The following is a 21,300-nucleotide window of genomic DNA, read 5'->3' as shown; positions in this document are numbered from 1 at the left end:
TGAGTAGGGGGCGCACGTCATGTCGGCATTCACGAGGGCGACTACAGGTTCGACGCCCGGCACGCTGAACGGCCAGGCCCGGTCGGCTGGAGTGGTCACGCGGGGCCGGCGCCGACCCGCGGTGATGGTGGGCGGCGTCGTGCTGGTCATCTTTGGTGCCTTGGTGGCGGCGTGGTTCGTGGCCGCCGCGGGGGACCGGGCCAGCGTGCTGCGCCTGGCGCGGGACGTTCCGTACGGGGCGATGCTCACGGCGCAGGACGTGACACCGGTCGAAGTGGCGGTGGACCCGGCCGTGGGCACGGTGCCCGCGCAGGAGGCGGACCGGGTGGTGGGGATGGTCGCCGGGACCGACCTGGTCGCCGGATCCCTGCTAGCACCCGGGCAGGTGACGCCGGTTGGACCTCCGGGGCCTGGTGAGGTGCTGGTGCCTCTTGCGCTGGATGCGGCGCGGATGCCCGCCGGCGGCCTCCGGCCCGGTGACCGGCTGTTGGTGGTGGACACGCCCCCCGCGGACGCCGATCCGCCCGAGAGCTCTCCGCGGACGTTCGACGTCGGAGTGGTCCGGGTGGGGACGGCGGACCTCAACGGGCTTGTGGTCGTGGATGTTGTGGTCGCGGAGGGTGAGGGTCCGGCGGTGGCCGCTCGCGCGGCAACTGGCCGCTTCGCGCTGCTGCTTCAACCGGCCGACTCGAGCACCGCGGGGGAGAGGTCGTGAGCGTGCTGGTGTTCTGCTCGGCGACGGGTGCGCCGGGGGTGACCGCGACCGCGTTGGTCGTGGCCTGGGCGCTGCCTCTTGCTCACCCCGGGCGACGTTCGCTCGTGGTCGACGCCGACGTCGCCGGGTCGGGCATCCTGCCCGGGTTCCTGCGGGCGGGCGTCGGGGCCGACGGCGGCATCCTGGCCCTTGCCTCGGATCGCACCGCGGTCAGTGGCGAGACGCTGCTCGAGCACGCCGTCGCGCTGGACGAGGCGGGTGCGCGTTGGGTGCTGACTGGCATCACCGACCCGGCGCAGGGACGCACGGTCCGGGACCTCGCGACGTCACTGGCCGAGGGTGCCCGCGCCCTGCACGAGGCCGGGGTGGATGTGGTGGTCGACGTCGGGCGGTTGGGTCACCGGTATGAGCCGACCGCGTTGCTCGAGCGGGCGGACGTGGTCGCGGTGGTGTTCCGCTCGACCCTGCCGTCCATCACCGGCGCTCGAGCGGCGCTCGGATCCCTGCACACCCTACGAGGCCCGGCCGCGGCCACCCTCGGGGTGGTGGTCGGGGCCGCGCGACCCTATGGGGCGGGGGAGATCGCCCGCGAGCTGCACCTGCCTGGTGTGCTCACCCTTCCCGAGGACCCCTGGGCCGCCGGCATCCTGACGGCGGGTGGGGGCACGGGGCGCCGGTTCGAAAACTCCGCGCTCGTGCGCGGGGCACGCGCGCTGGCAACCGAGCTGACCGCCGCCGGCCAGGGGCTGCGGCCCGTCCGGGAGGTCCGGTCATGACCGACGACGACCACTCCCGGCCGGGGTACCACCGCAACGGGCACTCCTCCAACGGGACCGCCTGGAACGGACGGGCCCACCTCGTGTCGATACGCGCGTTGGACGTGCTCCCCGCCGACCCCGCCGAGGTCCGTGGCTCCGGCCCCCCGGGGATAGGTCCCGAGGTGGCGCCGGAGCCCGCGGCGATCGATGTGGTGCTGGTGCGGGAGGTCCGCGGCGCGGTGGCCGGCCAGCTGGCGACCCGGTTGCAGACCAACCAGGTCCAGGACCCGGGTGAGCGCCGGGAGCTGGCGCGGGCCCTGATCACCGACGAGCTCGCCCAGCGGGCCCGGGCCCGGGTGCGGGCGGGCGAGGACCCGTGGCCGGTGGAGGTGGAGTTCGCCACGGCGCGGGCGGTGATGGCGGCGCTGTTCGGGCTGGGCCGGTTGCAGCCGCTGGTGGACGACCTGGACGTGGAGAACATCGAGGTCGACGGGCGCGACCGGGTGTGGGTGTCCTACGCCGACGGCCGCGAGGAGCCCGGCCCGGCGGTGGCCGAGTCGGACGCGGAGCTCATCGAGACCTTGCAGCTGCTGGCGGCCCGGTCCGGGTCGGCCGAACGGACGTTCTCCTCGGCGCACCCCGTGTTGCACCTGCGCCTGGACGACGGGTCTCGGCTGACCGCGATGGCCTGGGTGACCCCGCAGCCGCACGTGGTCATCCGCCGGCACCGGGTCCGAGACGTGGACCTGGACGACCTGGTGACGCTCGGCACCCTGGACACGGCGTTGGCGGCGTTCTTGCGGGCGGCGCTGCGGGCGGGCAAGAACATCGTGGTCACCGGCCTGCAGAACGCGGGCAAGACCACGTTGATCCGGGCGTTGGCGAACGAGTTCGCCCCGATGGAACGGTTCGCGACTATCGAGAAGGAGTACGAGCTGCACCTGCAGGACCTGCCGGACCGGCACCCGCGGGTGGTCGCCATGGAGGCCCGGGAAGGGTCCAGCGAGAAGGACCGCGCCGGGCGGCGGGCCGGTGAGGTCACCTTGACGGACCTGGTGACCGACGCGTTGCGGATGAACCTGCGCCGGATCATCGTCGGGGAGGTCCGCGGCGGTGAGGTGTTGCCGATGCTCGAGGCGATGTCCACCGGAGACGGGTCGTTGTGCACGATCCACGCCCGCACCGCCCAGCACGCCATCGACCGGATCGTCACGCTGTGCTTGTCCGCGGGGGTGTCGATGACCGACACGTTCGCCTACCGGCTGCTGGCCGGGTCGGTCGACTTCTTCGTCCACCTGACGCTGCTGGACGAGTCCGCGGCGGGTGGGCGCAAGCATCGGTTCGTGTCCCAGGTCGTGGAGATCACCGGGCTGGGGGAGGGCGCTCGACCGGCCACGACGGCGGTGTTCGGGCCCGGCCCGGACGGCCGGGCCGTCCCGCTGCACCGGCCCGGCTGCCTGCCGGACCTGGTCCGGGCCGGGTTTGACCCGACCTTCCTCGAGCAACGCGCCGGCACGTGGACCACGCCGCTGGACACGATCGGCGGCGCATCGTGACCACGCTCGGGGCCGGGCTCGGCGGCGCGCTCGTCGTCGTCGGGATCCTGATGGTCGTGGCCGGCGCCCGCCGCACCACCGCGCCGCCGCGCGCGCCTCGCCCCCGGGTCCGCAGGCCCCGGGCCGCGGGTGTGCGGTCGGGGTGGGCCCGGTGGCGGTGGCCGGTCGTCGGCGTCGCGGGCGCCGCCGGGTGGGCCGTGACGGGGTGGCCCGTCGTCGGGCCGATCGTCGCGGTGACGGTGGTCGGTCTGCCGGTGCTGCTGGGCACCTCGAGCGTGGCGGCCCGCCGGATCGACCGGGTGGAGGCCATCGAGGAATGGACCCGCCGCCTGGCCGACATCCTGCTGTCCGGGGTCGGTCTGGAGCAGGCGCTGACCGCCAGCCTGCGGACCACCCCGGCACCCATCGCCGCCGAGATCGGGGCGCTGGTGGCCCGGTTGTCCGCGCGGTGGCCCACCGAGCAGGCGCTGCGGGCGCTGGCCGACGACCTGGACGACGCGTCCGCCGACCTGGTCGCCGCCGCCCTCGTGCTCGCCTCCCGGCGGCGCGGGCCGGGGCTGGCACGGGTGCTGACCGCGGTCGCGGACTCCGTGGCCGAGGACGTCGCGGTGCGGCGCAAGGTCGAGGCCGAGCGCGCCAAACCGCGCGCGACCGCCCGGGCCGTCACGTTCATCACCCTGGCCGCCGTGGCGGTTGGCGGGTTCAACGGGACCTACCTCGCCCCGTACGGCGACCCGATCGGCCAGGCGATTCTTGCGCTCATCGCGGCCGCGTTCGTCGGGTGCCTGGTCTGGATGCGGGCGCTGACCCTGTCCGCCCCCGAGCCCCGGTTCCTGCCCGTATCCCATGAGTTCGCCCCGGCGGTGGAGGCGGTGAGGCGCTGATGGTCACCTGGCACGTGCTGCTCGCCGGCGCCCTCGTCGGGGTGGGCGTCACCATGATCGTGGCCGGGGCGGTGCCCACCCACCCGGACCTGCATGCCGCCCTGCTCCGGCTGGACCCCCGCACCGCCGACGACCCCCGCTGGCGGGCCCGATCTTCGGCAGACGGCAGGGGGTGGGGCCCGGGTGCCTGGGTGCGGGACCGGGTGCTGCCGCGCCTGGTGGAGGTGCTGCGGCTGCGCCGGTACGCCGCGGACCTGCACCTGCTCGACCGCCGACCCGAGGACCTTGCCGCCCGCAAGGCCGGGTACGCCCTGCTCGGGCTGGCGTTCCCCACCCTGGTGACGCTCGGGCTGGCCATCGCGGGGGTGCGGCTGCCCGCCGTCATCCCGACCACGGTGGCCCTGGTGCTCGCCGGGGTGCTGTTCGTCCTGCCCGACGTGGACCTGCGCCGCCAGGTTACCGCCGCCCGGGAGGCGATGCGCCGGGCCGCGTGCGTCTTCCTGGAGCTGGTCGCCCTGGAGCGGGCCGCCGATGCGGGCACCACCGAGGCGCTGGACCGGGCCGCGGCCATCGGCGGCTCCCGGGAGTTCGCCCGGATCCGGGACGCACTGCTCCGCGCGGAGCTGGCCGGGCAGCCGGCGTGGGCCGGGCTGAGCGACCTGGCCGAGACGACCGGCGTCCCAGAGCTGGGGGATCTGGCGGACATCATGCGCCTGTCTGGGCAGGACGGCGCCGCCGTGTACACCACCCTGCGCGCCCGCGCCGCGTCCCTGCGCACCCAGCTGCTGACCGCCACAACAGCGAAGGCGAACGCCGCCTCCGAACACATGATCGTGCCCGTCGCCCTGCTCGGCGTCGCGTTCATGGCCCTGGTCGGCTACCCCGCTTTCGCCCGCCTCCTGTTCGGCTGACCGCACCTGTCCACCGGCCCGCACCGCAAGGAGAACCGCAGTGAACACCTTCGCCGCACTCATCGTCATCGACGGCTACCTGGCCACCGCCCGACGGACCGTCCGCGACCGCGGCGGCACCGGCGACGCCGGGTCCAGCACCCTCGAGCTGGTCATCATCGTGCTCGGCCTCATCGCGGTGGCCACCGTCCTGGTCGTGGCGATCACCGCCGCCGTGCAACGCCGCGTCGACCAGATCACCTGACACCCCCGGGCAGGCACCGCGATGACCACGACCACAGCCCACACCCCGCAGCACCACAGCCGGGGACAGCGACCCGCGCCCGGGAACCGGGAGGCGGGGTCGGTCTCGCTCGAGGTGGCCATCGTGTTCCCGGTGCTGCTCGCCGTCGTGGTCGCCATCGTGCAGTTCGGCCTGTGGTTCAACGCCCGCTCCCTGGCCCTGGCCGCCGCCCAGGACGGCGTCACCGCGGCCCGCACCTACGCCGCCAACCCCGCCGCCGGGCCCGCCGCGGCGCGCGCGTTCCTCGACGCGCACGGCGCCGACACCCTCACCGACATCACGATCACCGGCACCACCCCCGGCCCAAGCCAGGTGGGCGTGGAGGTGACCGGGCGTTCCCTGTCGGTCCTGCCCGGGGTGCCCGGACTCCTCGTGCGGCAGTCCGCCACCGGTCCGGTCGAACGCTTCACCACGGCGGGTACCCCATGAGCCGCCTGGTGCGTTGCGTCCGCTGCCGGGTCGGGTCGCAGCGGGAGCGGGGAAGCGCGACCCTCGAGCTGGCCATCCTGGCGCCTGCTGTGATCGTGCTCCTGGGGTTGGTGGTCCTCGCCGGACGCGTCCAGGTCGCCGCCGGCGCCGTCGAGCACGCCGCGTCCGCCGCCGCCCGGGAGGCGTCTTTGGCCCGCGCACCGGCCGCCGCGCACGCCGCGGCGACCAGCGCCGCGTACCGGGAGCTGGACAGCCAGGACCTTCGGTGCGCGCCGTCGTCGGTGGTCGTCGACACCACCGGGTTCGCGGCCGACGTGGGACAGCCGGCGATCGTCACCGCGACCGTGACCTGCACGGTCGCGTTCGGTGACCTCGCCGTGCCCGCCATCCCCGGTTCTCGGACCCTGCGCGCCGAGGCGACCTCGGCCCTGGACCAGTGGCGGTCGACCCGATGAGAACCCGGCGAGAGCGCCTGAGCCGGGTCACCGCGACGGACCGGGAGGCCGGGGCCGTCACCGTGTTCCTCGCCATCAGCGTCGTCGGCCTCCTCGTCCTGATCGGGCTGGTCGCCGACGGCGGCGCGAAGCTGCGCGCCACCCAACGCGCCGACGCCGTGGCGGGGGAAGCCGCCCGCGCCGCCGGTCAGGTCATCGACCTGCCCCAGGCCGTCCGCGGCACCCGGGTGCGGGTGGACCGGCAGGCCGCCGCGAACGCGGCAACCGCCTACCTGACCGCCACCGGCGAGCAGGGGACGGTCAGCGTCGGCCCGGACGGGACCACCCTCGAGGTCACCGTGACCGACACCGCCCCCACCGTGTTCCTCGGGCTCATCGGCATCCACACGCTGACCGTCACGGGCCACGCGGAGGTCACCCTCGTGCACGGCGTCACCGGAGGCGGCACATGACCCCCACCCACCCCCGGACCGTGGCCCCGTCGGCACCGGCGCGCGCCCGGCTCGCCCGGGTGCTCGAGGCGGTAGGGGCCACCGTGGCGCTGCTTGCCTTCACGGTCGGCATCCCCCTGGTGCTGCGTGTTGTCGCGCCGATCGCCTGGCCCGAGACCTGGCCCACCTGGGACCAGGTCCGCACCGCCGTGATGCGCCCCGACGACGGCACCCTCCTGCTGCACACCATGGCCCTGGTGGCTTGGGCCGGGTGGGCCTGGTTCACCCTGGCTGTCCTGCTCGAGCTCGCCGGCGCCCTGCGGCGCACCCCCATGCCATCCATCCCGCTCCTGGGGTGGACCCGCGGGGCCGCCCGGTCCCTGCTGGCCACCGCCGGGGTCCTGCTGACCACCGCCAGCCCACTCATCGGCTCCACCGCCGCGCCGACCCAGGCAGCGATCGAGCTGGTCCTACCCGAGCAACCCCGCCTCGAACCCAACCCCGCAGCCGTGGCGTCGGCGCGCGTCACCGACGCCGTCGCCATCGCCGACCGCTACACCCCACCCCAACCTCCACCAACACCCGCGCCCGCGGCCCCGGTCGACCGGCACCCCGTGATCACCGTCCAGCACGGGGACACCCTGTGGGGGCTGGCCGAACGCCACCTCGGCGCCGGGCACCGGTTCACCGAGATCCTCGACCTCAACCTGCACCGACCCCAGCCGGACGGGCGGGCACTGACCGACGAGCACTGGCTCTACCCCGGCTGGCAGCTGCGCCTACCCCCCGACGCCGGCGCGCTGACCCCACCCGCTGTTCGGGAACCGAACGGCCAGGACGTCCCGGCGACCCACACAGTGGTGCCCGGGGACACGCTGTGGGAGATCGCCCAGGAGCACCTCGGCGACGGCGCCCGCTACCCCGAGATCTTCCACGCGAACGCCGGCCGGGCCCAGCCCGACGGCGACACCCTCACCGACCCCGACCTCATCCGCCCCGGCTGGCAGATCACCATCCCGGCCGCGACAACCCACCTGCCCGCGACGCCGGTTGACCCGTCCGCACCGGTCGTGCCCACACCCCCGGCACCGGCCGCGTCCGCTCCGGAGCAGACGGAGCCGCGCGGGTCGGCTGGCTCGGTCGGGCCCCGGACGGCGGAGCCGGCACCCGTGGACCAAAGACCGGACGCCCGGGCCGACGACGCCGCCCCGTCCGAAGACAGCCGCCAGGACGAGCCCGCGGTCGCAGACGGCGACGAGGCTCCCTCCGTCGGCACCCTGGTACTGGGACTGACCGCCCTGACCGCAGTGGGCATCGTCGGTGAGCTGGCCCGTCGACGCGCACGCCAGCGCCGCCTGCGCCGGCCGGGGGAGCGGATCGCCCTACCCGCACAGGCCTCACCCGCGGCGAACGCCGAACACACCCTCCGCCAAGCCCCGGTGCCGCTGACCCCCGCCGGGCTCCGCGCCGGCCTCCTCAGACTCGCCGCCACGTGCCGCACGCAAGAGCGCCCGCTGCCCCGGGTCGCCGTCGTGCTCATCTCCGACGACGCGATCGACCTGATCCTGACAGCCGACGACGCCGACGCAGTGGCACCGTTCGAGCCCACCGGGACGCGCCACTGGCACGCACCCCTGGACAGCTTCACCACGATCTACGACCACCCGGGCGACATCGTGACCGGCCCGCACCCGTACCCGGCGCTGGTCAGCATCGGAGTCACCGGACACCAGCTCGTTTTGGTCAACCTGGAAGCCGCCGGCACCTTCGCTATCAACGGCCCCGACCCGGTCGCCGCCGACGTGATGCGCGCGCTGGCGTGCGAGCTGGCCACCACGAACCCGTCGGTCGGGCTCGAGATCGTGCTCGGACCCGAGTACGCAAACCTCGCCGAGGCATGCCCCTCCGTGTCGATCCAGCACGTTCCCTCGACCGGTGACCTGCAGGTCCGGCTGCACACCGCCCAGCACGACGACGCCCACGTCTTGCAGCACGCGGACGTCGCCGACGCGCTGCACGCACGCACCGCCACCACGGCCGCCGACACCTGGACCCCCACGGTGTTCCTCGCACCCGACATCGACGAGGACGTCGCCCCCTGGGCCGGCCACGCACTGGTCACCACGGCACGTCCCTCGACCTGGCGCTTGGACGTCGCGACCGACGGAACAGGCCGTCTGGAACCGCTCGGCCTCAACGTCGAGGCCCAAGGACTCAACCCCGACGACTATGCGGCCCTTATCGACGCCCTCCGGCGCGCCACCATCGAACCCGAACGCGAGCCACCCGACGCACCACCGGACACCGGCACCGATGTCGAGGCGATCCGGGCGACGCTCCCCAGCCGTCCCACCAGGGCCGTTGACCCGCACGTGGCCTCGCTGACGACCACCGAACCCAGGGACGACGAGCCCCCGGACACGCCAGCACCCCGGGTCCTGGTCCTCGGTCCCGTCAAGATCGAGGGCATCCCAGACCGGGGAACGCAGAACCGCATACGCCGACACACCGAGCTCATCACCTACCTCGCCCTCACACCCGGCGCGACCAGCGCCGACGTCGAGAACGTCCTCGGCAACGGCCGCCGCATCGAGGCCGCACGCCGCAACCAAGACGTCTCCCGCGCCCGCAGCTGGCTCGGCACCGCGCCCGACGGCAGCCCCTACCTGATGAAACTCACCGACCACGACACCTACCGCCTCGACCCCCGCGTGCGCACCGACTGGGACGACTTCCTCACCCTCACCGGGCGCGGGCTCAACCCCGACAACATCGACCCCGTCGCGCTACGCGAGGCGCTGCGGCTCGTCCGCGGACGACCCTTCGCCGGTGTGCCCTACAACGCCTACACCTGGGCCGAGATGCTCATCAACGACATGACCGCCCAGATCGTCGACGTCGCCCACGTCCTGGCACGCATCGAGCTGGACCGCGGCGACCACCGCGCCGCCCGGACCGCGATCAGCACCGGCCTGGCCATCGACCCCTGCAACGAACAGATCTTCCGCGACGCCATCGAAGCCGCCCACCGCGCCGGCGACACAGCTGAGGTACACCGCCTCGCCGACGCCCTCCGAGCCCGCATCGACGAGATCGACCCAGGGTGCGACCTCGAAGACGAAACGCTCGACCTGCTCCGAGCCGTGCTGCTCTGAGCGCAGGCTGCTCGCCGGCAGCTCGAGCGAACGACCGCTCTTGCCGAGATGAAGCGCCCCAGGTTCTCGGCCGTTCCTATACGGGGTGCGGCTCTCGGTTGAGGGCAGCGTAGTGGGCTTGCTCGTACTCGACGGGCGGGATGTTGCCCAGCGAGCCGTGGAGCCTGCGGACGTTGTACCAGTCGACCCAGCCGGCGGTGGCGTACTCGACGTCCGCGATGGTCTTGTAGGGGCCGTCGTGGAACACCGTGGCGCGGATGCACTCGGCCTTGTAGAGACCGTTGATCGTCTCCATCAGGGCGTTGTAGGCATCACCGACCGAGCCGATCGAGTTGGCGTACGCCCCACGCCGATCCTCGAGCCGCTCGACCACTCGCGCCACCGCCCCGGTCGCGTCGCACGACCCCGTCGGAGGTCGACCGCTCTCGAAGCTCCTCGGGGGGCTTCTTCGGTGCCGCCATGACCCTCATCCTCGCCAGGATTAAGTGTCTCGATCAGACCCGGCACAAGACACGTCGCCAGGCGGATGACGCCGTACGAGCACGCCGAGCCCGGTGACCTCGTCAGGGCTTCGGATGTGCAGGGCTGACAGGACGACCCGCTCCGCCGGGACAGGGCGTCGTCGATGCGCCGCGGGCGAAGCGGCCGCGCATAACGATTCGGCAACAACAAACCGCTTTGTAGACAACGCCCCATTGTCGGGCCTATGGTTCATGCTGGCGAACAAAGCGGTTTGCAACGTGTGGAAGGTGTCTGATGGGCGCGTCGATCAGGGATGTCGCGGACGCTGCTGGCGTCAGCCCCACCACGGTCTCCCACGTGCTCAGCGGGAACCGCCCGGTCAGCCCCGCGCTCACGGCGCGGGTCAAGGCCGCGATGCTGCAACTCGGGTACGCGCCGATGCGTTCGGCTCGCAACCTCGCGCTGGGCCGGACCCAGCTCATCGGCCTGCTGGTGCCCGACATCAGTAACGCCTTCTTCGCCGAACTCACCAAGGGCGTCGAGCGGGTGGCGAGCGGTCAGGAGTACAACGTCGTCATCGGGAACACGGGTTTCGACCGGGATCGCGGGCTGATGCATCTAGAGATGATCAGGTCCCGAGCCGTCGATGGCGTCATCTACTCGGCGGGCTCTCCCTTCACGGACAGCGAGATCGCGCGGGCGATCGGCGGACTGCCCCTGGTCCTCGTCGATGAGGAGGTTCCGGGCTCCACCGCGCCGATCCTGGTCTCGGACAACCGGGATGGCGGCCGCCTGGCCGCCGAGCACCTTCTCGCGCTGGGCCACCACAACGCACTGCTCCTGACCGCCACGGCCAACTTGCTGAGCAGCCAGCACCGGATCGAGGGCTTCCTGGGGGCCTGGCAGCGTGTCTCTGGAAGCTCCGCGACGACAGCCGACGGGGGGTTCACCGCCGACGGCGGCCAGGCGGCGACCCGTGCCCACATCGATCAGTTCTTGGACGGCACTCGCACGGCAATCTTCGCCGCCAATGACGAGATGGCCCTCGGTGCGCTGCGTGAGCTGCGAGCCCACGGCCTCGCAGTACCGGGTCAGGTGAGCGTCATGGGGTTCGACGACATCCCGTCCGCCCGCAACACCGTCCCTGGACTGACCACGGTGCACCAGGACGTCGCCGCTCTGGGTGAGCGGGCGGCGAGCGTCCTGATGACGATCCTCAGCACCGGTGAGCGGCCGGCCGAGAGCCGGGTCACGCTCCCCGTCCAACTGGTCGTGCGGGAATCGACCGGTGTCGCGAACCAGCGAGCCGACGACGCCGCACCGGATCAGGACGCACCACCGGATAGGGCTGGGTCCACGTCGAGTCGAGCACGCGCGCGCATCACGGAGGGGGTCGTCCATGCCTGAACGCCAGAGCGGGATGGGCGATGAGCTCATCCGGCTGGAGAAGGTCACCAAGCGGTTCGCCGGGGTACTGGCGGTGGACGAGGTCGATCTCCAGGTCCATGCCGGCGAGGTGCACGTGCTGCTGGGGGAGAACGGTGCCGGCAAGAGCACCCTGATCAAGATGTTGGCCGGTGTCCATCACCCGGACAGCGGTGACATCCGGGTGCGCGGGCAGGAGACCCGGATCGACGACGCCCACCACGCGCACCGGCTCGGCATAGCCACGATCTACCAGGAGTTCAACCTGGTACCTGAGCTGAGCGTCGCGGAGAACATCCTGCTGGGGCGCCAACCGCATCGGGCGGGCGTGGTGTCCGCGCGTGCCAACCGTCGTCAGGTCCGACCGCTCCTGCAGCGAGTGGGGCTCGACGTCGACCCTGCGCGGCCGGTCAGCTCGCTCGGCGTCGCGCGCCAGCAGCTGGTCGAGATCGCGAAGGCGCTGAGCCTCGATGCACGGATCCTGGTGCTCGATGAGCCGACGGCTGCGCTGACGGACCAGGAGGTCGACCGACTGTTCGAGGTCATGGAGTCCCTGCGGGCCGACGGGGTCGGTCAGATCTTCATCTCACACCACCTGGGCGAGGTACCGAGGATCGGGGACCGCGTGAGCATCCTGCGGGACGGGCGCAAGGTCGCCGAGGTTCCCGCGGACACCGACGAGGACGAGCTCGTGCGCCTGATGGTGGGTCGCGACATCGATGCGCAGTACCCGCGCCGGCGTCATGTCGCCGGGCAGGGGCACGCACCCTTGCTGCAGGTTCGTGGCTTGACCCGCCGTGGTGCGTTCGAGGACATCACCTTCGACGTCCGCCGGGGCGAGATCCTCGGCATCGCGGGGCTCGTCGGCGCAGGCCGGACCGAGGTCATCCGCGCCATCGCCGGCGCCGACAACTACCACAGCGGCGAGGTGCTGGCTCAAGGCAAGCCCGTGCCGCGCCATAACGTCCACGCCGCCGTGGCAGCGGGCATCGGTCACGTGCCGGAAGACCGCAAGACCCAGGGCCTCGTCCTGGGTGCTGACGTCGCGGAGAACGTCAGCCTGGCGAACCTTCGGACCTATACCCGCGGCGGCTTCGTGGACCAGCGCCGCGTCGAGGACGACGCCCGCCGGGTCACCGCCCGCCTGCGGGTGCGGATGCGCAACATCCGCCAGAGCGTGCAAACGCTCTCCGGAGGCAACCAGCAGAAAGTCGTCTTCGGCAAGTGGGTCCTCGCGGGAGCGAAGATCTTGCTCCTGGACGAACCGACCAGGGGCGTTGACGTCGGAGCGCGTGTCGAGATCTACGAAATCATCAACGAGCTCACTGCCAGCGGTGGCGCGGTGGTCATGGTCTCGAGTGACCTACCCGAGATTCTCGGTATGGCGGACCGCATCATCGTCATGTCCGACGGGCGGGTCAGCGGAGAGATGTCATTCGAATCAGCGAGCCAAGAATCAATCATGGCACTGGCCGTGAAGGAGGTCGAGTCGTCTCGTGCCCACTAACGTAGAAAGCGCGGAGAAACCAATGACCGGACGAGACCGGGGCGACCGGCGCTGGTACACGGCGATTACCTCCAACGGGGCGCTGCTGGGCCTGGTGCTCCTGTTCGCGGCGCTCGCCCTCGCCAGCCCGAACTTCCTGAGCGTGGCCAACATGACGAACATCGGAATTCAGGCATCCGTCGTCGCGATCCTGGCCTTCGGCATGACGTTCGTCATCATCACCGGCGGGATCGACCTGAGCGTCGGAAGCCTGGCCGCCTTGTCGGCCGTGGCGGCCGGGTGGGCCGGCACGGTCGGCGGCATGGCGCCGGTCCCTGCCCTTGTCATCGGATTGTTCGTGGGCGCCGCAGCAGGCGCCGTCAACGGGATCATGGTGGCATTCGGGAAGATCCCGTCCTTCATCGCCACCCTCGCCCTGCTCAGTATCGGGCGTGGTCTGACGCTGGTGATCTCCGGTGGGACGCCGATCGCCACCTCAGGACCGATCACCTGGCTCGGCTCGCGGATAGGCGGGTGGTTCCCCGTACCAATCCTGGTGATGATCGTGATGGGCATCATCGCGTCCATCATCCTGAACAAGACGCTGGCCGGCCGCACGATGTACGCGATCGGTGGGAACGAGGAGGCGGCCAGGCTTTCCGGCCTGGCGGTCCGGCGCAACCTGATCTATGTGTACGTCCTTGCCGGGCTGTTTGCCGGCGTGGCCGGCATGGTGCTTGCCGGCAGGCTCTCCTCGGCCCAACCGCAGGCCGCCGCCGGGTACGAGCTTGACGCCATCGCGGCCGTCGTCATCGGCGGTGCAAGCCTGTCCGGAGGCGTCGGGAAGATCTCCGGGACCCTCATCGGGGCTTTGGTGCTCGCCATCATCCGAAACGGCCTGAACCTGCTCAACGTCAACCCCTTCTGGCAGCAGGTGGCCATCGGCGTGGTGATTGCGCTCGCCGTGCTCGCCGATTCACTGCGGCGTCGGTTCCGGGCTGCCTGAAGATTGCCCCCTCGAGAAAACGACAACGCACTACCCAACACACCGGAGGTCTCGTCATGGAACTGTTCAAGAACACCAGCGCGAAGGAGCGGCTGACGCGCGCCGCAGTCACGATGGTGACCGCCGTAGCGGTCCTGGGTGTGGCCGCATGTGGCGGCGGCGGCGGAACCGACACCGTGGCGGGCACTCCCGCCGACGGCGGCGGGGACGCGCGCATCCTGCTGGCGGTCTCCACGCTGGCGAACCCGTTCTTCATCGAGATGCGCGACGGCGCACAAGAGGCGGCGGATGCGGCCGGAGTCGAGCTCGTCGTGGTCGACGCCCAGGACGACCCCGCCACGCAGAGCAACCAGCTCGCCGACGCATTGAGCCAGAACTTCGACATCGTGGTCCTCAACGCGACCGACTCCGAGGCGGTTGCACCCGCGGTCAAGAGGCTGAACGAGGCCGAGGTGCCGGTCATCCTCGTCGACCGGGAGGTCAACGGCGCAGAGGCCGAGACGTATGTGGCCTCGGACAACGTCGAACTGGGTCGGCTGGGCGGCGAGGCCCTAGTGGAGGCGATCGGCGGCGAAGGCAAGGTTGCGGTGCTGCGCGGCATCTCCGGGCTGCCGTCCTCGAACGAGCGGTTCGAGGGCTTCAACACTGCGGTCGACGCGGCCGAGGGCGTCGAGGTCGTCGCGGCCCAGGTGGCCGACTACGACCGGGCACGCGGCCTGGACGTGATGTCGAACATCCTCCAGGCGAACCCGGACATCGTCGGGGTGTTCGCCGAGAACGACGAGATGGCCCTCGGTGCGATCCAGGCCCTCGGTCCGCGCGCCGGCAACGACGTCTTCGTCGTGGGCATCGACGGCACGCCCGACGCCCTGGCAGCGATCAAGGAAGGCACGATGTACGCGACGATCGCGCAGCAGGCCGGCGAGCTCGGCAAGGCGGGGGTCGACCAGGCACTGGCGGTCCTGGACGGCGAGGACCTGCCGGAGACGACGGTTGTCGACGTGAAGACCGTCACCGCGGACAGCTGAGCACCGACGCATGAACGCCCACGGACCCCGGGTCTCGAGTCAGCAGGCAGGGCCGCGCGTCGTCGTCGTCGGCTCGACGAACGTGGACTACGTCACGCGGGTGGCTCGTCGTCCCGATGTGGGTGAGACCGTCGCCGGGGAGGACCTCACCGTCCTCCCCGGCGGCAAGGGCGCGAACCAGGCGGTCGCGGCGGCCCGCAGCGGCGCGGCCGTCACCTTCGTCGGCGCCGTCGGGGACGACGTCCACGGGACAATGCTGCTGGAAGCGCTGATACGGGACGGCATCGACGTCACCGGCGTGCACCGTGTCCCCGGTGCGAGCGGTTCCGCCGTCATCGTCGTCGGGCCCGACGGTGACAACTCGATCATCATCATCGCCGGCGCGAACGCGAAGGTGGACGACAACCTAATTATGGAGGAGAGCGCACAGATCGGCGGCGCGTCGGTGTGCGTCCTGCAGGGCGAGCTGTCGTCAGCGGCAACGACCCGCGCCGCCCTGTCGGCGGCCGCGGCCGGCGTCCGGGTGGTCCTGAACCTTGCCCCGGTCATCGAGCTCCCGACCGAGGTTCTTCGGGTGGCCGACCCCCTCGTGGTGAACGGCCACGAGGCCGCACACCTGCTCGGGCTGAGCGCCGCGGACGTCGAGCGGGACCCGGGCGCGGCCGCGACACGTCTGCATGCTCGTGGTCCGCTCAGCGTGGTCATCACCCTCGGCGCGGAGGGCAGTGTCGTCCTCGACCAGGACGGCGTGCACTCGGTGCCCGCGCGGGTCGTGGACGCGGTCGACTCCACCGGCGCAGGAGACGCCTTCGTCGGCGCGCTGGCGGAGTCGCTCGCCGGAAATCAGGCGCTGCTCAGCGCCAGCACCTACGCGACCGCGTACGCGGCCTTGGCGGTGACCCGGCGCGGGGCGCAGGCGTCCTACCCGACGCGGTTCGAGGCTGAAGAGTTTGTCCGTACCCAGGTAGTCAAGAAGTGAGGAACCAGCTATGAAGGTCTTGCTCATCGGTGAGACGTGGATGTCGTACGGGATTCACCTCAAGGGGTCGTCCGCGTACTCCACGGGCGAGTTCGGGGAGGGCTACAAGCCGCTGACCGATGCGTTGAGTGCCGCCGGTCACGAGGTCGAAGTCATCCCGAACCACCTGGCGACCAACACCGCCCCATGGACCGCTGAGGACTTCGATGCATACGACGTCGTGATCCTCTCCGACATCCCGGCCGACACGCTGTTGCTGCACGCGGACGCCTTCACTCACGGACGTCGCACGCCGAACCGGCTGGCAGAACTGAAGCGGTGGGTCACCGATCTCGGCGGGGGCCTGATGATGATCGGTGGTTTCATGTCGTTCTCGGGCTTCGAGGGCAAGGCCAACTACCACTTCAGTCCGATCGCCACGGTGCTCCCGGTCGGCATGTTCGGGTTCGACGACCGCATCGAGACCCCGGAGGGCGTCACGCCAACCGTCGTCCAGGCCGACCACCCCGTGCTCGCGGGTGTGGACACGCAGTGGGCCCACTTTCTGGGCTACAACAAGCTGCGGCCCATCGCCGAGGGCCAGGTGCTCGTGGAGTACGACGGCGACCCCTTCGTGGCAGTGCGCGAGGTGGGCGCGGGCAGGACGTCGGTGTTCGCCTCCGACTGCAGCCCGCACTGGGGTAGCCCCGACTTCTTGGCCTGGCCGTCCTACCAGCAGCTGTGGGACAACCTCGTGCGGTGGACCGCAAACGCCCGGTGAGCGCTATGAACGACGACACCGTCACCTACCTCACCGTGGTGAAGCGCCTGGACGCTCAAGGGATCCCCCATCACACGCTCCGGCTGGCGGATGGGTCGCTTCTGCTCGTCTCACAGCGCGGGGCGCGGATCTACGGCCCGTTCCGGTCCGAGTCCGACACGAGCGCGAACTGGATCCCGTCGGCCTTCGCGGACCCGCAGCAGTTCGCGGCACTGATCGCCTCGGGCCATTGGAACGTCGGCGGCGAACGTCTGTGGATCGGTCCGGAGATCCAGTACATGATCCCGGACCGGTCGGACTACTGGGGCAGCTACGACCTGCCATCCGCCATGGACCCCGGGGAGCACACGCTCACCGGCAATGAGGACGAGTGCGTGCTGACCCGCCGCAGCGTCCTGACCGCCTACAGCCTGAGCACCGGCCAGGTGGACATCGACCTGACGATCACCGTGCGGCCGGCGCAACACCCGCTCCGTTTCACCCGGGCCTTCGCCGAGGGCCTCGGGGACGTGCAGTTCGCCGGGTACACCCAACGGGTCGCGATCCGTCAGGGCGGTGACTCCTCGGCGGTCAGCGAATCGTGGAACCTGGCCCAGGTCCGACCCGGCGGTCAGGTCATCATCCCGGCCACGGCGCACCCCGAGGTCACGGACTACTACGAGCCGGCGGGGGAGCTGCTCGCCCTGGTACCCGGTGCCGTCACCGCCCGGATAACGGGTGACCAGCGATACAAGATCGGCGTGAAGGCCGCCCACGTCCACGGCCGGGCGGGGTACTTCCGCATCGACGACCAGGGCCGCGGGGCGCTGCTGGTCCGCAACGTCGGCAACGACCCGTCCTCGATCTACGCCGAGGAGCCGGACTTCGCGGTCGGACTGCTCGGCGACTCCCTGCACGTCTACAACGACGACGGCGGGCTGGGAGGCTTCGGAGAGGTCGAGGCGCGCGGCCGCACGATCGCCGGCGGTACGGGGCGTCGGGAGTCGGTCGACGAGTTCACGTCCTGGTGGTTCTTCGGAACGGCGGAAGAGCTGCGCCAGATCGCGCAGCACCTGCTCGGCGTGGACCCCGGGGTAGCGGCATGAAGGGATCCGCGTGACGCGCAATAAAGGGCGCATCGTCGCGGTGCAGACGGTGCAGGGGCCGGTGCCGGCCGCGAACCTGGGCCTCACCCTCACCCACGAGCATCTCTATGCCGACTTCTCCTCCTACGTCTGGCAGCCACCCCAGCCCTGGAAGGCCGAGCTCGCCCGGCAGCCTGCCGGCGCCCAGATCGCCTGGGCGCTCCGTGAAGACCCGTTCTTCCACCCGGACAACTGCCGGCTGGACGACGTCGACGCCACGGTCGCCGAGCTCGAGCCGTTCCTGGCCGCCAGCGGCCGCACCGTCATCGACGTCACGAACGCCGGGATGGGTCGCGACCCGGGCAGGCTCGTGGAGATCGCCGAGCGCACCGGCCTGAACGTCGTCATGGGCTCCACCTGGTATGTCGGCGCCACGCACGACGAACGTGTGCGCGCCCAAACGGTCGGTGACCTGGCGGACGAACTGCTCCACGAGGTGCTTCACGGGGTGGGGGAGACGGGGATCCGCCCGGGGGTGCTGGGCGAGCTCGGCATCTCTGCGGACATGACCGACTCGGAGGAACGGTGCCTGAGGGCCGCGGCCCGGGTTCAGCTGCGTACCGGTCTGCCGCTGATCGTGCACCTTCCGGGCTGGGACCGGCTCGGCTCACGGGTGCTCGACATCATCGAGGAGGAGGGCGCCGCCCCTTCGTCCGTCGTCCTCGGCCACATGAACCCGTCGGGCGTGGACCCGGACTACCAGGCGCAGCTTGCGTCTCGGGGCGCGTGGCTGGGCTACGACATGGTCGGCATGGGGTTTTACTACGCCGACCACGGCGGGCAGGCCCCGAGCCCCCACGACGATGCCGCCGCGGTCGCGCGGCTGATCACCGAAGGGTTCGGGGACAGGATCCTGCTCAGCCACGACGTGTTCGTCAAAGCCATGTGGACGCGGAACGGCGGGAACGGATTCGCGTACATCCCTCGACTGTTCCTTCCGCGGCTGGTCGGTCGGCATGGCATCGCCCCGGACGTGGCGTCCGCACTACTGACCGACAACCCCGCGAGGCTGTTCGAGTCCGCCTGGCGAGCCAAGGGAGACAACTGAGATGGATCTTCGTAGCAAGGCGTTGAGCGAGCTTCGCTCCCTCGTCGAGCTCGGACCACGGTTCCACGGGACATCAGGCATCTCAGCGGCCACAGACTTCTTGCGCGGCCGACTGACCGCGCTCGGACTGGACGTCGAGGGGCACCAGGTCCGAACCGACGGATGGGACCCCGGCGCGACCGCACTGGTGGAGGTCACCGACCCCATCGTCCGGCAGCTCACCTGCTGGCCGATGTTGTGGAGCGGCGCGTCGACTGGTCAGATCCGGGCCACCCTGCGACCCCACGGTGTCCAGGGACTATGGGCGGACTCGATGAAATGGCACAAGTTCGCCGCTGTTGTCGACGGGACCGTCGTCGCATACCTTCACGCCCGTGACGGAGGGCCCGCAGCCCCACAGCCGTTGCCCATCGGGTCCGACGAGTCCGTGCCGCATCTGGCGATCGGAAGGATCGACGGGCTGCAGATCAGCGAGTGGCTCGCCGACGGACATGAGGTATCCGTCCGGCTCTCGGCCGAGTGCGCGCACGGCGGCCAGGCGGTCAGCGAGAACCTCACCGTCACGATCCCCGGCCGCACGGACACCGGTGGCGTTCTGGTGTGTGGGCACTACGACACCTTCTGGAACACCCCAGGGGCCTATGACAACGGCAGCGGCACGATCGCGCTCCTTCTGCTCGCCGAGCAGTGGATGCAGCAACCCCCCGCCCGACCGGTCACCATCACCTTCTTCACCGCTGAGGAATGGCACCTGGCTGGATCACGATCGATGGTCGCCGCGGCAAGCGACGAAGACCTCGACCGCCTCGACTATGTGATCAACCTCGACGGCCTGGGCCGCGGCGACTTCTTGGAGGTCTTCATCGGCCCCGAGGCCTTCGAGGAGACAGTCGTGGACCGAGTCCGAGCCTTCGCAGGCTCCACCCGGGAACGGCTCGAGATCATCTCGAGGTTCCCTCCGACCTACGGCACCGACCACGCCGCCTTCTACGCGGCCGGCGTCCCATCCATGCACTTCACCTTCAACGACCTGCACCGCCTTCACCAGCCGGACGACCTGCCCAACGACGGCATCGCGGCCAACATCGCCTGGACGGTACCGCTCGTCCAGGAACTGGTCGAAACCCTCGAACGACCATCGCGGACACCGGCACGAGGCATCTCTTTGCCGTTCTGATCTGGGGCGGTGAACATCCCTCCACATGGACCCGACGCCCGAGGGATGGTCCGCAGCAGGTTGAGTTCGTGCGCCCAGAGCGCCATCCGTGCGGCCAGGTGGGCGTCCAGCTCGGCGATGGGGAACCGAGCGCCGATGAGGATGAAGGGCTGTACCTCGTGACGATGCGACGAAGCGCTGACCATTGAGTGACTCGAAATCGGTCACGTAGTGGAAGCGACCCCGATCGGATCCTGTCTCGTCATCTCTTCCGCACACGATCACTGCGACTAGATGCCTGATCGAGCAGTGATCACCGCGACCGGCGGTTCAAGACGGGCTCTTATCTCGAAGATTGAGACGAGTCGGATCCACCTCACCGGTGTCGGCGACATGCGGATATGGCGAGTAAAGCGAGCTGACCAGCGGCTTCACTCGACCCACCGCGCGGTCTCTGGCTGCGGTCATGGTTGACACACGTTGGTCATAGTTGACACACGCCTCGTTGGCTTGTGATGCTCCTCACTGTGCCTGGAAGGCGATCAGAGACACCAGAGGAGCGACATGACTGAGTTGGCCCCGAAGTACGAGCACAGCCTCGACAACGCCGAGCTTCGCGAGTTCTACGCCGGCGCCGGCTTCGCGGGGCGGGTCGGCTGGGGTGAGCGTCCGGCGGTGCTCGTCATCGACATGGCGGGCGCGTGGACGAACCCCGGTGCGCAGATCGGCACCGACCTGTCCGCCGTGGAGAGCAGCATCGTCGACCTGCTCGCCGTGGCGCGGGCCAAGGGTCTGCCGATCATCTTCACGACGATGGCGTGGGACCCGAGCTTCGCGGAGATCGGTGAGGTGGTGCGGCGCAAGACCCCGCACAGCGAGAAGATGCTGATCGGCAGCGAGAACGTCGCGCTGCGTCCCAGCCTCGAGCGGCGGGCTGACGAGCCGCTCGTGAACAAGCCTCGGGCATCGGCCTTCTTCGGCACGAACGTGGAGGCGATGCTCACCTCGGCCAAGGTCGACACCACGATCGTCGTCGGCTGCAGCACCAGCGGTTGCATCCGCGCCACGGCAGAGAGCGCATTCAACCGGGGCTACCACGTGATCGTCCCGGCTGAGGCGGTCGGTGACCGTTCCGCTTCGGCCCACGCGGCGAACCTGTTCGACATCGACGCCCGTTACGCCGACGTCGAGCCCCTCCAGGACGTCCTGCGCACCCTGTCCGCCCTTCCCGACCGCAAGGGATGACCTT

Annotated in this window: 20 protein-coding genes and 1 pseudogene; 20 read left to right on the top strand and 1 reads right to left on the bottom strand. The window is 70.8% G+C overall.

Annotation, left to right across the window (positions count from 1 at the left end; translation table 11 throughout):
• The first annotated feature begins 19 nt into the window (after window positions 1-19).
• From HIR71_RS03185 to HIR71_RS03140, 10 genes are read left to right on the top strand one after another with little or no spacing between them, the layout of a single operon-like run.
• Window positions 20-715, top strand: a complete 696-nt coding sequence (locus tag HIR71_RS03185; RefSeq protein WP_169323365.1) for an SAF domain-containing protein — start codon at window positions 20-22, stop codon at window positions 713-715.
• On the top strand, window positions 712-1,491 hold the full coding sequence (locus HIR71_RS03180) for a CpaE/TadZ family protein (protein ID WP_169323363.1): 780 nt from the start codon (window positions 712-714) through the stop codon (window positions 1,489-1,491). Before HIR71_RS03185 ends, HIR71_RS03180 begins: the two co-directional genes overlap by 4 nt.
• On the top strand, window positions 1,488-3,029 hold the full coding sequence (locus HIR71_RS03175) for a CpaF family protein (RefSeq protein ID WP_169323361.1): 1,542 nt from the start codon (window positions 1,488-1,490) through the stop codon (window positions 3,027-3,029). Before HIR71_RS03180 ends, HIR71_RS03175 begins: the two co-directional genes overlap by 4 nt.
• Window positions 3,026-3,913 carry a type II secretion system F family protein gene (locus HIR71_RS03170; RefSeq protein ID WP_311836050.1) on the top strand — a complete coding sequence of 296 codons (888 nt, stop codon included), beginning with the start codon at window positions 3,026-3,028 and terminating at the stop codon, window positions 3,911-3,913. Before HIR71_RS03175 ends, HIR71_RS03170 begins: the two co-directional genes overlap by 4 nt.
• A complete protein-coding gene (locus HIR71_RS03165) occupies window positions 3,913-4,824 on the top strand; it encodes a type II secretion system F family protein (RefSeq protein ID WP_169323359.1) in 912 nt (303 codons plus the stop codon). The genes HIR71_RS03170 and HIR71_RS03165 overlap by 1 nt, the downstream gene beginning before the upstream one ends.
• 40 nt (window positions 4,825-4,864) lie before the next feature.
• Complete coding sequence (locus tag HIR71_RS03160) at window positions 4,865-5,068, top strand: hypothetical protein (protein ID WP_169323357.1); 204 nt, start codon at window positions 4,865-4,867, stop codon at window positions 5,066-5,068.
• Between the two features lie 21 nt (window positions 5,069-5,089).
• The gene (locus HIR71_RS03155) at window positions 5,090-5,536 is read left to right on the top strand and encodes a TadE/TadG family type IV pilus assembly protein (protein WP_169323355.1); all 447 of its coding nucleotides are present in this window, start codon (window positions 5,090-5,092) and stop codon (window positions 5,534-5,536) included.
• Window positions 5,533-5,991, top strand: coding sequence for a TadE/TadG family type IV pilus assembly protein (locus HIR71_RS03150; protein WP_169323353.1), 459 nt, complete (start codon window positions 5,533-5,535; stop codon window positions 5,989-5,991). The genes HIR71_RS03155 and HIR71_RS03150 overlap by 4 nt, the downstream gene beginning before the upstream one ends.
• Window positions 5,988-6,443: a pilus assembly protein TadG-related protein gene (locus HIR71_RS03145; protein WP_169323351.1), complete on the top strand. Its 456-nt coding sequence runs from the start codon at window positions 5,988-5,990 to the stop codon at window positions 6,441-6,443. The genes HIR71_RS03150 and HIR71_RS03145 overlap by 4 nt, the downstream gene beginning before the upstream one ends.
• The gene (locus tag HIR71_RS03140; protein ID WP_169323349.1) at window positions 6,440-9,577 is read left to right on the top strand and encodes a LysM peptidoglycan-binding domain-containing protein; all 3,138 of its coding nucleotides are present in this window, start codon (window positions 6,440-6,442) and stop codon (window positions 9,575-9,577) included. The genes HIR71_RS03145 and HIR71_RS03140 overlap by 4 nt, the downstream gene beginning before the upstream one ends.
• A 76-nt stretch (window positions 9,578-9,653) precedes the next feature.
• Here the strand turns inward: HIR71_RS03140 and HIR71_RS03135 are convergent.
• Window positions 9,654-9,914: pseudogene (locus tag HIR71_RS03135) on the bottom strand (integrase core domain-containing protein); the annotation flags it as partial.
• A gap of 419 nt (window positions 9,915-10,333) precedes the next feature.
• On the opposite strand from HIR71_RS03135, the gene HIR71_RS03130 reads away from it, so the two are divergent.
• The 10 genes from HIR71_RS03130 to HIR71_RS03085 all read left to right on the top strand — a co-directional run bounded on the left by HIR71_RS03130 (window position 10,334) and on the right by HIR71_RS03085 (window position 21,296).
• Window positions 10,334-11,446 (top strand): LacI family DNA-binding transcriptional regulator, encoded by a 1,113-nt coding sequence (locus HIR71_RS03130; RefSeq protein WP_169323347.1) that lies wholly within the window; start codon window positions 10,334-10,336, stop codon window positions 11,444-11,446.
• Window positions 11,439-12,971, top strand: a complete 1,533-nt coding sequence (locus HIR71_RS03125; protein WP_311836064.1) for a sugar ABC transporter ATP-binding protein — start codon at window positions 11,439-11,441, stop codon at window positions 12,969-12,971. Before HIR71_RS03130 ends, HIR71_RS03125 begins: the two co-directional genes overlap by 8 nt.
• Window positions 12,972-12,993: 22 nt before the next feature.
• Window positions 12,994-13,956 carry an ABC transporter permease gene (locus HIR71_RS03120; protein WP_169323345.1) on the top strand — a complete coding sequence of 321 codons (963 nt, stop codon included), beginning with the start codon at window positions 12,994-12,996 and terminating at the stop codon, window positions 13,954-13,956.
• Between the two features lie 56 nt (window positions 13,957-14,012).
• Entirely contained in the window at window positions 14,013-14,984 is a 972-nt protein-coding gene (locus tag HIR71_RS03115) for a substrate-binding domain-containing protein (protein WP_169323343.1), read from the top strand.
• Between the two features lie 10 nt (window positions 14,985-14,994).
• Window positions 14,995-15,963, top strand: coding sequence for a ribokinase (locus tag HIR71_RS03110; protein WP_169323341.1), 969 nt, complete (start codon window positions 14,995-14,997; stop codon window positions 15,961-15,963).
• Window positions 15,964-15,973: 10 nt separating this feature from the next.
• On the top strand, window positions 15,974-16,723 hold the full coding sequence (locus HIR71_RS03105) for a glutamine amidotransferase (RefSeq protein ID WP_169323339.1): 750 nt from the start codon (window positions 15,974-15,976) through the stop codon (window positions 16,721-16,723).
• Between the two features lie 5 nt (window positions 16,724-16,728).
• Window positions 16,729-17,808: a DUF6786 family protein gene (locus tag HIR71_RS03100; RefSeq protein WP_169323337.1), complete on the top strand. Its 1,080-nt coding sequence runs from the start codon at window positions 16,729-16,731 to the stop codon at window positions 17,806-17,808.
• A 10-nt stretch (window positions 17,809-17,818) separates the two neighbouring features.
• Window positions 17,819-18,895 carry a phosphotriesterase family protein gene (locus tag HIR71_RS03095; RefSeq protein WP_211373716.1) on the top strand — a complete coding sequence of 359 codons (1,077 nt, stop codon included), beginning with the start codon at window positions 17,819-17,821 and terminating at the stop codon, window positions 18,893-18,895.
• Between the two features lies 1 nt (window position 18,896).
• Window positions 18,897-20,072 (top strand): M28 family metallopeptidase, encoded by a 1,176-nt coding sequence (locus HIR71_RS03090; RefSeq protein ID WP_169323335.1) that lies wholly within the window; start codon window positions 18,897-18,899, stop codon window positions 20,070-20,072.
• A 543-nt stretch (window positions 20,073-20,615) separates the two neighbouring features.
• Window positions 20,616-21,296: an isochorismatase family protein gene (locus HIR71_RS03085; protein WP_169323333.1), complete on the top strand. Its 681-nt coding sequence runs from the start codon at window positions 20,616-20,618 to the stop codon at window positions 21,294-21,296.
• Window positions 21,297-21,300 lie beyond the last annotated feature (4 nt).

The organism is Cellulomonas fimi (genome assembly GCF_012952065.1).
Classification (GTDB): domain Bacteria; phylum Actinomycetota; class Actinomycetes; order Actinomycetales; family Cellulomonadaceae; genus Pengzhenrongella; species Pengzhenrongella fimi_A.
The sequence above is the reverse complement of the archived record's forward strand: the minus strand, read 5'-3'. Positions and strand labels throughout refer to the sequence as shown.

What these genes read in the sequence shown, in the direction of transcription:
- HIR71_RS03175 (WP_169323361.1), top strand. Translation starts at nt 1,488, where the DNA reads ATGACCGACGACGACCACTCCCGGCCGGGGTACCACCGCAACGGGCAC.
- HIR71_RS03100 (WP_169323337.1), top strand. Translation starts at nt 16,729, where the DNA reads ATGAACGACGACACCGTCACCTACCTCACCGTGGTGAAGCGCCTGGAC.
- HIR71_RS03165 (WP_169323359.1), top strand. Translation starts at nt 3,913, where the DNA reads ATGGTCACCTGGCACGTGCTGCTCGCCGGCGCCCTCGTCGGGGTGGGC.
- HIR71_RS03150 (WP_169323353.1), top strand. Translation starts at nt 5,533, where the DNA reads ATGAGCCGCCTGGTGCGTTGCGTCCGCTGCCGGGTCGGGTCGCAGCGG.
- HIR71_RS03185 (WP_169323365.1), top strand. Translation starts at nt 20, where the DNA reads ATGTCGGCATTCACGAGGGCGACTACAGGTTCGACGCCCGGCACGCTG.
- HIR71_RS03120 (WP_169323345.1), top strand. Translation starts at nt 12,994, where the DNA reads ATGACCGGACGAGACCGGGGCGACCGGCGCTGGTACACGGCGATTACC.
- HIR71_RS03125 (WP_311836064.1), top strand. Translation starts at nt 11,439, where the DNA reads ATGCCTGAACGCCAGAGCGGGATGGGCGATGAGCTCATCCGGCTGGAG.
- HIR71_RS03085 (WP_169323333.1), top strand. Translation starts at nt 20,616, where the DNA reads ATGACTGAGTTGGCCCCGAAGTACGAGCACAGCCTCGACAACGCCGAG.
- HIR71_RS03090 (WP_169323335.1), top strand. Translation starts at nt 18,897, where the DNA reads ATGGATCTTCGTAGCAAGGCGTTGAGCGAGCTTCGCTCCCTCGTCGAG.
- HIR71_RS03105 (WP_169323339.1), top strand. Translation starts at nt 15,974, where the DNA reads ATGAAGGTCTTGCTCATCGGTGAGACGTGGATGTCGTACGGGATTCAC.
- HIR71_RS03130 (WP_169323347.1), top strand. Translation starts at nt 10,334, where the DNA reads ATGGGCGCGTCGATCAGGGATGTCGCGGACGCTGCTGGCGTCAGCCCC.
- HIR71_RS03140 (WP_169323349.1), top strand. Translation starts at nt 6,440, where the DNA reads ATGACCCCCACCCACCCCCGGACCGTGGCCCCGTCGGCACCGGCGCGC.
- HIR71_RS03155 (WP_169323355.1), top strand. Translation starts at nt 5,090, where the DNA reads ATGACCACGACCACAGCCCACACCCCGCAGCACCACAGCCGGGGACAG.
- HIR71_RS03145 (WP_169323351.1), top strand. Translation starts at nt 5,988, where the DNA reads ATGAGAACCCGGCGAGAGCGCCTGAGCCGGGTCACCGCGACGGACCGG.
- HIR71_RS03110 (WP_169323341.1), top strand. Translation starts at nt 14,995, where the DNA reads ATGAACGCCCACGGACCCCGGGTCTCGAGTCAGCAGGCAGGGCCGCGC.
- HIR71_RS03115 (WP_169323343.1), top strand. Translation starts at nt 14,013, where the DNA reads ATGGAACTGTTCAAGAACACCAGCGCGAAGGAGCGGCTGACGCGCGCC.